This window comes from Niallia sp. FSL R7-0648, assembly GCF_038007005.1.
GTDB classification, from domain to species: domain Bacteria; phylum Bacillota; class Bacilli; order Bacillales; family Cytobacillaceae; genus Niallia; species Niallia circulans.
In genome coordinates this window covers 576,598-587,500 of the sequence record NZ_JBBOWE010000002.1, presented here as the reverse complement: position 1 = coordinate 587,500, position 10,903 = coordinate 576,598, and the positions used below count along the sequence as shown (strand labels likewise).

At 37.9% G+C, this 10,903-nt stretch carries 8 protein-coding genes, 1 tRNA gene, 2 rRNA genes and 1 other annotated feature (1 of these 12 cut by a window edge); of the genes, 8 read left to right on the top strand and 3 right to left on the bottom strand.

Annotation, left to right across the window (positions count from 1 at the left end):
• Together NSQ89_RS22975 and rrf are read left to right on the top strand one after the other, a co-directional pair.
• Nucleotides 1-1,381, top strand: a 23S ribosomal RNA gene (locus NSQ89_RS22975); it begins 1,555 nt to the left of the window's first position.
• A 129-nt stretch (nt 1,382-1,510) separates the two neighbouring features.
• Nucleotides 1,511-1,627: ribosomal RNA gene (gene rrf / locus NSQ89_RS22970) — 5S ribosomal RNA — on the top strand.
• Nucleotides 1,628-1,725: 98 nt separating this feature from the next.
• On the opposite strand, the gene NSQ89_RS22965 is transcribed toward rrf, so the two are convergent.
• Nucleotides 1,726-2,688: a YaaC family protein gene (locus NSQ89_RS22965; RefSeq protein WP_047944874.1), complete on the bottom strand. Its 963-nt coding sequence runs from the start codon at nt 2,686-2,688 to the stop codon at nt 1,726-1,728.
• A gap of 113 nt (nt 2,689-2,801) precedes the next feature.
• Between NSQ89_RS22965 and guaB the strand changes: the two genes are divergently transcribed.
• The 6 genes from guaB (at nt 2,802) to NSQ89_RS22935 (ending at nt 9,331) form a co-directional block, all read left to right on the top strand.
• The gene (gene guaB / locus NSQ89_RS22960) at nt 2,802-4,268 is read left to right on the top strand and encodes an IMP dehydrogenase (RefSeq protein ID WP_047944872.1); all 1,467 of its coding nucleotides are present in this window, start codon (nt 2,802-2,804) and stop codon (nt 4,266-4,268) included.
• Between the two features lie 174 nt (nt 4,269-4,442).
• A complete protein-coding gene (locus NSQ89_RS22955; protein WP_047944869.1) occupies nt 4,443-5,774 on the top strand; it encodes a D-alanyl-D-alanine carboxypeptidase family protein in 1,332 nt (443 codons plus the stop codon).
• Nucleotides 5,775-5,944: 170 nt separating this feature from the next.
• Nucleotides 5,945-6,826, top strand: coding sequence for a pyridoxal 5'-phosphate synthase lyase subunit PdxS (pdxS, locus tag NSQ89_RS22950; RefSeq protein ID WP_047944867.1), 882 nt, complete (start codon nt 5,945-5,947; stop codon nt 6,824-6,826).
• 1 nt (nt 6,827) lies between these two features.
• Nucleotides 6,828-7,433: a pyridoxal 5'-phosphate synthase glutaminase subunit PdxT gene (pdxT, locus tag NSQ89_RS22945; protein ID WP_047944865.1), complete on the top strand. Its 606-nt coding sequence runs from the start codon at nt 6,828-6,830 to the stop codon at nt 7,431-7,433.
• A gap of 51 nt (nt 7,434-7,484) precedes the next feature.
• Nucleotides 7,485-7,710: a binding site (T-box leader), on the top strand.
• Nucleotides 7,711-7,804: 94 nt separating this feature from the next.
• Nucleotides 7,805-9,085, top strand: coding sequence for a serine--tRNA ligase (gene serS, locus NSQ89_RS22940; RefSeq protein WP_061801296.1), 1,281 nt, complete (start codon nt 7,805-7,807; stop codon nt 9,083-9,085).
• Nucleotides 9,086-9,238: 153 nt separating this feature from the next.
• A tRNA-Ser gene (locus NSQ89_RS22935) sits at nt 9,239-9,331 on the top strand.
• A 216-nt stretch (nt 9,332-9,547) separates the two neighbouring features.
• Here NSQ89_RS22935 and NSQ89_RS22930 read toward each other — a convergent pair.
• A complete protein-coding gene (locus NSQ89_RS22930; RefSeq protein WP_061801295.1) occupies nt 9,548-10,219 on the bottom strand; it encodes a deoxynucleoside kinase in 672 nt (223 codons plus the stop codon).
• Nucleotides 10,197-10,856 (bottom strand): deoxynucleoside kinase, encoded by a 660-nt coding sequence (locus NSQ89_RS22925; protein ID WP_061801294.1) that lies wholly within the window; start codon nt 10,854-10,856, stop codon nt 10,197-10,199. The genes NSQ89_RS22930 and NSQ89_RS22925 overlap by 23 nt, the downstream gene beginning before the upstream one ends.
• Between the last annotated feature and the right edge of the window lie 47 nt (nt 10,857-10,903).

Below are 10,903 nucleotides of genomic sequence, written 5' to 3'. Positions count from 1 at the left end.
CACATAAGCGGAGCTGTGACGGCGAGGGAAATATAGTACCGAAGTTCCTGATTCCACACTGCCAAGAAAAGCCTCTAGCGAGATTTAGGGTGCCCGTACCGCAAACCGACACAGGTAGGCGAGGAGAGAATCCTAAGGTGAGCGAGAGAACTCTCGTTAAGGAACTCGGCAAAATGACCCCGTAACTTCGGGAGAAGGGGTGCTCTTGCGGGTGCAAGCCTGCGAGAGCCGCAGTGAATAGGCCCAGGCGACTGTTTAGCAAAAACACAGGTCTCTGCGAAGCCGCAAGGCGAAGTATAGGGGCTGACACCTGCCCGGTGCTGGAAGGTTAAGAGGAGGGGTTAGCACGTTAGTGCGAAGCTCTGAATTGAAGCCCCAGTAAACGGCGGCCGTAACTATAACGGTCCTAAGGTAGCGAAATTCCTTGTCGGGTAAGTTCCGACCCGCACGAAAGGTGTAACGATCTGGGCACTGTCTCAACGAGAGACTCGGTGAAATTATAGTACCTGTGAAGATGCAGGTTACCCGCGACAGGACGGAAAGACCCCGTGGAGCTTTACTGCAGCCTGATATTGAATTTTGGTACAGCTTGTACAGGATAGGTAGGAGCCTTGGAAGCCGGAGCGCCAGCTTCGGTGGAGGCATTGGTGGGATACTACCCTGGCTGTATTGACATTCTAACCCGCACCCCTGATCGGGGTGGGAGACAGTGTCAGGTGGGCAGTTTGACTGGGGCGGTCGCCTCCTAAAAAGTAACGGAGGCGCCCAAAGGTTCCCTCAGAATGGTTGGAAATCATTCGTAGAGTGTAAAGGCACAAGGGAGCTTGACTGCGAGACCTACAAGTCGAGCAGGGACGAAAGTCGGGCTTAGTGATCCGGTGGTTCCGCATGGAAGGGCCATCGCTCAACGGATAAAAGCTACCCCGGGGATAACAGGCTTATCTCCCCCAAGAGTCCACATCGACGGGGAGGTTTGGCACCTCGATGTCGGCTCATCGCATCCTGGGGCTGTAGTCGGTCCCAAGGGTTGGGCTGTTCGCCCATTAAAGCGGTACGCGAGCTGGGTTCAGAACGTCGTGAGACAGTTCGGTCCCTATCCGTCGTGGGCGTAGGAAATTTGAGAGGAGCTGTCCTTAGTACGAGAGGACCGGGATGGACGCACCGCTGGTGTACCAGTTGTCTTGCCAAAGGCATCGCTGGGTAGCTATGTGCGGAAGGGATAAGTGCTGAAAGCATCTAAGCATGAAGCCCCCCTCAAGATGAGATTTCCCATAGCGCAAGCTAGTAAGATCCCTGAAAGATGATCAGGTTGATAGGTCAGAGGTGGAAGCGTGGCGACATGTGGAGCTGACTGATACTAATAGATCGAGGACTTAACTAAAATGAAAAGCGGAAACGCCTGTTTATCGGAAGTTTGATAGGCGTTGGAGCTGGACAAAATGATTACTTGGCAACTTGGAATACTTCTAAATGATTTAGTTTTGAGAGAATAATTCTCGAAATAAATAAGTCTGGTGGCGATAGCGAGAAGGTCACACCCGTTCCCATACCGAACACGGAAGTTAAGCTTCTCAGCGCCGATGGTAGTTGGGGGTTCTCCCCCTGTGAGAGTAGGACGTCGCCAGGCAATAAGGAAACAAGCATCTATTCGTTAGATGCTTGTTTTTTTTAAATAAAGTTTGCCTTTTAGTGGGCAAATATGTCTTGGACAGAAATTGGTAAGTCTTAGCTTATGGCTAGATTCTCTAAAAATTGATAAATTAATTCAGGACCTTTTTCTGCGGAAACTTGTATAAAAGACTCAATAAAGGGATAGTCTCTATTTGGCATCGTCTTTAATAGTTCACTCCACCATTCAATTTCATACCGTGCAATCATACTTAAATTATATAGGATTAAATAATGGCTTAATAATTCATTGGAAAAACAAGTTTTTTCTTTATCAGCAGAAACGGCATAAGATTCTTCTTTACTATCCCATTTAATAAAACTACCTTGGCTGAGCGGTTCTAACAGGCGAATGGTCAACTCGTTCTTATTCTCTTCTATTCCCTCTAATTGTATACTATGATTCCTTTCTAAATAATTTTTAAAGTGATTTATGTTCATATAGTATAAATCTAATATTTGATTCGAAATAATAATTTTATTACCTGTTTGATCATGTACTTTAAAAAAGGTTGGTCTTCCTTCTAATGCTTGAAATAAGTTAGATAATTCAGGGATATGACTTAAAAGATGCCCCATTTTTACTTTTTCCCCTTCTAAATTTTTGCAGGCAAACATTTTTTCAGCCATATAAGTGAAAAGTCCATTTTTTTGAATCTTTACTTCATCCTGGAAAAATAAATACTGTTGTTTTTTTAGTTTTCTTGTTGAAACTCCGTGGGCAAGAACAGAGGTGGAGTTTGGATAATTAGGATCGATCGTAAGCAAACATGCTTTTATTAAATGAACAAGACCATAAAATAAGAGAATGGGCTGAATACTCATTGGAGCATTTATAGCTTGGTGATAATACAATTTGCCGTGTTCTAAAAAGTACATAAAGGGATAACAATTCTGATAACTTTTAGAGTCTATATCAGAAATATGTAAATTGCGATAACATTTTTTTAGAAAATTTTGGGTGTATTCTGCTGAAAAAAAACAACTATAAGAGCTCCAGCCTTTGTAGAATTTGGACATTTGTAAACCTCCTTAAATTTTTTGAAAAATTAAACATATTAAACTGACCTTGACAGTATTTTGTCCAATTGATAACCTACTAATAATATTTTTAACAATATGGAGGCGTTAAAATGTGGGAAAGTAAATTTGCTAAAGAAGGATTAACGTTTGATGATGTTCTTTTAATTCCAGCTAAATCTGAAGTTTTGCCTCGTGATGTAAGCTTAAAAGTACAATTAGCAAAAAATTTAAATTTAAACATTCCGCTAATTAGTGCAGGAATGGATACTGTAACAGAAGCAGAAATGGCTATTGCTATTGCTAGACAAGGTGGATTAGGTATTATTCATAAAAATATGTCTATCGAGCAACAGGCTGAACAAGTAGACAAAGTAAAACGCTCAGAAAGTGGTGTAATCACAGATCCTTTCTTTTTAACCCCTGAACACCAAGTATTTGATGCAGAGCATCTAATGGGTAAATATAGAATCTCTGGTGTGCCAATTGTTAATAACAACGAAGAGCAAAAGTTAGTAGGTATTCTTACTAACCGTGACCTTCGCTTTATTGAAGACTTTTCCATTAAAATTTCGGATGTTATGACCAAAGAAAATTTAGTAACGGCTCCTGTAGGAACTACATTAGAGGAAGCAGAAAAAATCTTACAACGATATAAGATTGAAAAATTGCCTTTAATTGATGAAGAGGGTGTATTAAAGGGATTAATCACCATTAAAGATATAGAAAAAGTAATTGAATTTCCACATTCAGCAAAAGATTCTCAAGGAAGATTATTAGTTGGTGCTGCAGTTGGGGTAACAAACGATGCATTAAAACGAGTTGAGCTGCTTGTTAAATCTAATGTCGATGTAGTTGTCATTGATACTGCTCATGGCCACTCACAAGGTGTGCTAGAGGGTGTCAGAGATATTAGAAATGCGTACCCTGATTTAACTATTATTGCTGGTAATGTAGCTACGGCAGAAGGAACAAAAGCTTTAATTGAAGCCGGAGCAGACATTGTTAAAGTAGGTATTGGACCTGGTTCCATTTGTACAACACGTGTAGTTGCTGGTGTAGGTGTACCTCAAATTACAGCAGTTTATGACTGTGCTACCGAGGCAAGAAAGCATGGTAAATCAATTATTGCAGATGGAGGAATTAAATACTCTGGTGATATTGTAAAAGCTTTGGCTGCAGGTGGACATGCGGTGATGTTAGGTAGTTTACTTGCAGGTGTTTCTGAAAGCCCTGGAGAAACAGAGATTTTCCAAGGAAGAAGATTTAAAGTATATAGAGGAATGGGCTCTGTTGCTGCAATGGAAAAGGGATCGAAGGACCGTTATTTCCAAGAAGATAATAAAAAGTTTGTTCCAGAAGGTATTGAGGGCAGACTTCCTTATAAAGGACCACTTTCCGATACTATTTACCAATTAGTAGGCGGTATCCGTTCAGGTATGGGATATTGTGGAACAAAAGATTTGTATGAATTAAGAGAAAATGCACAATTTGTAAAAATGACAGGTGCTGGTTTAAGAGAAAGTCATCCACATGATGTTCAAATTACAAAAGAAGCACCAAACTATTCTCTTTCTTAAACAAAGAAGGCTAGAGTTATATTAGTTTATGGAAAGTTTCCTTAATTTACTTTAGACAGTGAAGATGTCACTGTCTATTTTTTTTATTTTTTTTATGTTAAACTGTACAAGGGAAATAATTAACTTAAAAATAAAGATAGATTAATAGATAAAATAGTTTTGGAGGTTTTAATATTGAAACAAGTAAAAAAGTGGACGGTGTCATTCATCATTGCTGTACTTTTCCTAAGTACACTATCAACGGTTCTACCCTATCAAGCAAATGCTGCTGAAAAGGACGAACTAGGATTAGATACAGGAGCAGCTATACTGGTAGATGCTAAGACTGGGGAAATATTATATGAAAAAAATTCAGATGAACTCCTTGGTGTTGCCTCCATGTCAAAAATGATGACAGAATATATTGTTCTGGAATCGATAAAGAACGGGAAAATTTCTTGGGATCAAAAGGTAAAAATAAATAATTATATTCATAGATTATCTGGAGCTCCAGAGTTATCAAATGTAGGGTTAACTGAAGGAGAAGAGTATACAGTTAAAGAATTGTATGAAGCAATGGCAATCCACTCAGGAAATGCAGCTACTGTTGCATTGGCAGAATTAATTGCTGGTACAGAGAAAAATTATATTAGTGTAATGAATAAAAAAGCCGAGGAATTAGGGTTAAAGGATTTCAAATTTGTTAACTCTTCTGGTTTGAATAACAGTGATTTATTAGGGAATATCCCAGCTGGATCTGAAAAAGATGAAAATAAAATGTCTGCTAAGGCTGTTGCTAAGCTAGCATATCGTTTAATCAATGATTTTCCAGAAATACTAGAAACATCTGGTATGCCGAGCTTAAAGTTTAGAGATGGAAGAGAATATAAAAACTTTAATTGGCTAATTCCTTCTCTAATTTATGGATATGAGGGTGTAGATGGGTTAAAAACAGGTTCTACTGATTATGCTAAATTTAATGTTACCGCTACTGCAAAAAAAGGTGATCAACGATATATTGTCGTTATTATGAAAAGTGAAACAAAGGATTCTCGTTTTGCAGAAGCTAGAAAAGTTTTAGACTATGCTTTTAATAATTTTTCTACTGAAGAGGTACTTCCAGCAAGTTACGTAGACGCAAAAAATAAAACAATTGATGTTATAAAAGGAAAAGAAGATAAAGTAAGCATTGGAACAAAAGATGCCGTTAACTTAGTAATCAAAAACAATGAGAAAGAAAACTATGTTGCCAAGGTTGTACTAGATAAGAAGAAATTAAATAAAGATGGTGAACTAACAGCTCCAATTAAAAAAGGAGATAAGGTTGGTTATGTAACAGTGCAAACGAAGGACGGAAAAGATGTGCCATTCTTAACAAATGATGGAAAAGAGAAGGCACAAGTGGATTTAGTAGCAAACGAAACAGTTGAAAAGGCAAATTGGTTTGTTCTGGCAATGCGCGGAATTGGTTCATTCTTCGCCAATGTATGGGGGAGCGTTTCTGATACAGTAAAAGGTTGGTTTTAATTAAAAACCATTTAATAGCTAAGAACAATAATTTTGGAAATTGAAAGAAAAAGAGCTTCTTGTATTGACAGAAGCTCTTTTTTATTGTTTATTTTCATTAGGAATAATAATTTTATTTGAAAGATTACAATAATTCAGACAAGAAAAAGATACTTTACAGGGGGCAAACAATGAAAACTGGGACTGATAGAGTAAAACGTGGTATGGCTGAAATGCAAAAAGGCGGAGTAATCATGGATGTTATCAACGCAGAACAGGCCAAGATTGCAGAGGAAGCAGGAGCAGTAGCCGTTATGGCTCTTGAACGTGTTCCTTCAGATATTCGTGCAGCTGGCGGAGTTGCTAGAATGGCTGATCCTACAATAGTAGAGGAAGTAATGAATGCTGTAACTATCCCTGTAATGGCAAAGGCGCGTATTGGTCATATTGTCGAAGCAAGAGTGCTTGAAGCTATGGGTGTGGATTATATTGATGAGAGTGAAGTTCTAACTCCGGCAGATGAAGAGTTTCATTTAAATAAAAATGAATATACTGTTCCATTTGTATGTGGTTGTCGTGATCTTGGAGAAGCAGCAAGACGTATCGGTGAGGGTGCTTCTATGCTTCGTACAAAAGGGGAACCAGGAACAGGAAATATTGTGGAAGCAGTCCGTCACATTAGAAAAGTAAATGCACAAGTCCGTAAAGTTGTTTATATGAATGAAGATGAATTAATGACAGAAGCGAAGATATTAGGAGCGCCATATGAGCTTCTTTTAGAAATTAAAAGTCTAGGCCGCCTGCCAGTTGTTAATTTCGCTGCTGGCGGTGTTGCAACGCCTGCTGACGCAGCTTTAATGATGCAATTAGGTGCCGATGGTGTATTTGTTGGTTCTGGTATTTTTAAATCAGATAATCCTGCAAAATTTGCTAGAGCAATAGTAGAAGCCACTACTCATTATCAAGACTATGAGCTGATTGCGGAAATTTCTAAAAACCTTGGAACAGCAATGAAAGGGATTGAAATTTCTAGTTTAGCTCCAGAAGCTCGTATGCAAGAGCGTGGTTGGTAAGATGAGCGCAACAGCAAACATAAAAATAGGGGTCCTTGGTTTACAAGGAGCTGTTAGAGAACATGTTAATGCAATTGAAGCGAATAATGCAGAGGCAGTTGTCGTAAAGAAAGTAGAACAATTGGATGACATTGATGGTCTTATTATCCCTGGTGGAGAAAGTACAACTATGCGACGCTTAATTGATAAATATGAATTTATGGAGGCGCTGCAGGCATTTGCTCAGTCAGGGAAACCAATGTTTGGGACATGTGCAGGGTTAATTTTATTGGCAAACTCCATTAAAGGCTATGATAAACCACATATTGGTGTAATGGATGTACAAGTGGAGCGTAATTCCTTTGGGAGACAACGAGAGAGCTTTGAGGTCAACCTAGATATTGCAGGAGTCGCGGAGGATTTTACTGCTGTATTTATCCGAGCACCGCATATTGTTAGTGTTGGTGAAAATGTCGAGGTTTTAGCTAAATACAATAATCATATTGTAGCGGCGCGGGAAGGTCAGTTCTTAGGATGTTCTTTCCATCCTGAGTTAACGGAGGATCATCGCTTAACTGGCTATTTTATTAAGATGGCGATGGAAGCGAAGCAACACTTATTTGCATAAGCTGTTGAATTTCGGAAATAATTATAGTAAGATAAATGCAACTAATATATGGAATCTACTATGATAGGAAATAGTAACAGGTTACTTATTCTTTAAAGAGAGCCGATGGTTGGTGTGAATCGGTGAATAAAGCCTGCGAATCCATCCTAGAGTAAAAACAAGGAACGCACATGCTGCAAGTAATTGTTTTCGGCTGAAAACCGTTATGATCTTTAAGGTGAAAAGCAGTTTTATGCTTTTAACTAGGGTGGCAACGCGGGTAACTCTCGTCCCTTTTGGGGATGGGAGTTTTTTATTTGCAAAAAAGATTAAGATCACAGGGCGTTGTAACAGTAGATTGCATGTAGAAATAAAACATAGGAGGAATAATAATGTTAGATATCAAATTTGTTCGTGCTAATTTTGATTTTGTAAAAAGTCAGTTACAGCATCGAGGAGAAGATTTATCAGAGCTTGATAATTTTGAAGCATTAGATGTCAGAAGAAGGGAATTAATCGTTGAAACAGAGCAGTTAAAAAGTAAACGGAACGAGGTTTCTCAGCAAGTTGCTGTATTAAAGAGAGAGAAAAAAGATGCAGAAGCTCTTATTGTGGAAATGAGAGAAGTTGGCGAAAAAATTAAAGAATATGATAATGAGCTCCGTGATGTAGAAGAAAGATTACAAACAATTATGCTCGGTATTCCAAATCTCCCTCATGAAAGTGTTCCAGTAGGAGATACGGAAGAGGATAATGTTGAAATTAGAAAATGGGGCGAAATTAGAAAATTTGATTTTGAACCAAAACCTCACTGGGATGTTGCAACAGATTTAGATTTACTTGATTTTGAACGAGCAGCGAAGGTGACAGGAAGCCGCTTTGTATTTTATAAAGGATTAGGGGCAAAACTAGAAAGAGCGTTATTTAATTTCATGCTTGATTTGCATACAGAGGAACATGGCTATAAAGAAATTATCCCACCATTCTTAGTAAATCGAGCTAGCTTAACAGGAACTGGCCAATTACCTAAGTTTGAGGAAGATGCTTTCTTAATAGAAAAAGAAGATTATTTCTTAATTCCAACATCTGAAGTACCAGTAACGAACTTGCATAGAGATGAAATTCTGGATGGGGATCAGCTACCAATCAAGTATGCTGCATTTAGTGCAAACTTCCGTTCAGAAGCAGGATCTGCTGGAAGAGATACTAGAGGATTAATTAGACAGCATCAATTTAATAAAGTAGAGCTAGTTAAGTTTGTTAAGCCAGAGGATTCTTATGAAGAGTTAGAGTCTTTAACCAAAAATGCAGAAAAGGTATTACAGCTTCTAGGTTTACCATATCGTGTATTGAGCATGTGTACAGGTGATTTAGGGTTTACAGCGGCAAAGAAATATGATGTTGAAGTATGGATTCCAAGCTACAATATGTACCGTGAAATTTCTTCTTGCAGTAACTTTGAAGCATTCCAAGCAAGAAGAGCTAATATTCGATTCCGTAGAGAGCCAAAAGGAAAACCGGAGCATGTGCATACATTGAATGGATCTGGCCTTGCTATCGGAAGAACAGTTGCTGCGATTTTAGAGAATTATCAGCAAGCAGACGGTAGTGTGATAATTCCTGAAGTACTACGACCTTATATGAGAAATAGAGAAGTAATTGCACCCGAATAATAGGTTAAACAGTTAAAAAGGGTTGACCTCTTTAGAAGGATTGTATATCCTTTGGAGGTCAGCTATTTTTCCTAACTTTTTGATTAGAAAAATAAAAATAAAAAATATAGTTGACTTATGAATTAATAGATGATATATTATTACTTGTCTGATGGAGGAATACCCAAGTCCGGCTGAAGGGATCGGTCTTGAAAACCGACAGGCGGGTCAAACCGCGCAGGGGTTCGAATCCCCTTTCCTCCTCCATGATTTTATATTTTACATTGCGCATAATATTTGGAGATATATGTGACCTGCTACTACGGTAGCAGGTTTTTTATGTTTTATAAGGCTTTTTTATAAAAATTATTACTAGTAGCATCCATAGATTGAATAAATAAAAAAGGATTTTCCTTTGTTTTCTTTACAGCCAGACTTTTTGATGAACGCCTGGCTGTAAAAGGGAAAACATGGAAAGTCCTTTTACGCTTTTTTGCTATAGTTTTTATGTTGAAGAATAGTACCTATTTTTTCTATTATAGGTTCGATAGATTGGCTGCCAGCAATTGCATCATATTCGTTAATATTTAGACGAAGTACTGGACATGCGGAGAAAGAATCAATCCATTTCTCATATCTTCCATGCATCTCTTTCCAATAATCAATTGGCGTTTGCTTTTCCATTTCTCGGCCTCTTCGATCAATACGCTGTAAAATGTCTTCGAGAGAGCCTTCTAGGTATATTAAAAGGTCCGGATGTGGGAAGTATGGAGTCATAACCATCGCTTCAAAAAGACTTGTATATGTTTCGTAATCTACTTCCGACATGGTTCCTTTTTCATAATGCATTCTTGCGAATATACCAGTATCCTCATAAATGGAACGATCTTGAATAAATCCGCCGCCATATTCAAAGATTCTCTTTTGTTCTTTAAATCGTTCTGCTAAAAAATATACTTGCAGATGAAAACTCCAGCGACTAAAGTCGTGATAAAATTTATCAAGATATGGATTTGTGTCAACTTTCTCAAAGGAAGTCCTAAATTGCAAGGCATCTGCTAGTGCATTTGTTAATGTAGATTTTCCTACGCCAACTGTTCCAGCAATTGTAATAACAGAATTACTCGGAATATTATATTTTGTTCGTAGATTCATGATTAAAGGCTCCTATATTTAAAGTTTCTTTTATTGCGTTTATAATTTTTATTAAGTCTTGTTTGTTTTGAACAAAGTCCAATGTATCACCATTGAAATCTAATACTGGGATCTGTGGGTTATTCTTTTTGAAGTCATTCATGACAACATCGTAATCAGAAGCTAGTTGTTCTAGATAAAGAGGACTAATATTTTTTTCGATGTCTCTATCTCTTTTTTTGATTCTTGCCATAAGCGTATCTAAACTTGCATGTAAATAAATAATAATATTCGGCATCGGCAGGTCTTCTGTTAATATGTCGTATATCCGAACATACTTGTCTAGATCACTATCCTGCAGGGATCTTTTTGCGAAAATGAGATTTTTTAATATATGATAATCTGCAACTACAGGTGTGTTTTTATTTAAGTAATGGTCTCTTGTATCGTTTAATTGCTTAAATCGATTACATAAGAAAAACATTTCTGTTTGAAAACTCCATTCATCAATGTTTTCATAAAATTTTCCGAGAAAGGGATTTTCCTCTACAATCTCCTTAAGAAGTTCGTATTGAAAATACTCTGAGAGCAATTTAGCTAAAGAAGTTTTCCCCACTCCGATAGGTCCTTCTACTGTAATAAAAGGGATACTATTCACACTTGTCCCTCCAGTTCTTTTATTTTAAGAAGCGAACTTTTTTAGGC

Bases quoted from the DNA above. Each gene is read 5' to 3' on its own strand.
- NSQ89_RS22965 (WP_047944874.1), bottom strand. From the start codon at position 2,688: ATGTCCAAATTCTACAAAGGCTGGAGCTCTTATAGTTGTTTTTTTTCA.
- guaB (WP_047944872.1), top strand. From the start codon at position 2,802: ATGTGGGAAAGTAAATTTGCTAAAGAAGGATTAACGTTTGATGATGTT.
- pdxS (WP_047944867.1), top strand. From the start codon at position 5,945: ATGAAAACTGGGACTGATAGAGTAAAACGTGGTATGGCTGAAATGCAA.
- pdxT (WP_047944865.1), top strand. From the start codon at position 6,828: ATGAGCGCAACAGCAAACATAAAAATAGGGGTCCTTGGTTTACAAGGA.
- serS (WP_061801296.1), top strand. From the start codon at position 7,805: ATGTTAGATATCAAATTTGTTCGTGCTAATTTTGATTTTGTAAAAAGT.
- NSQ89_RS22930 (WP_061801295.1), bottom strand. From the start codon at position 10,219: ATGAATCTACGAACAAAATATAATATTCCGAGTAATTCTGTTATTACA.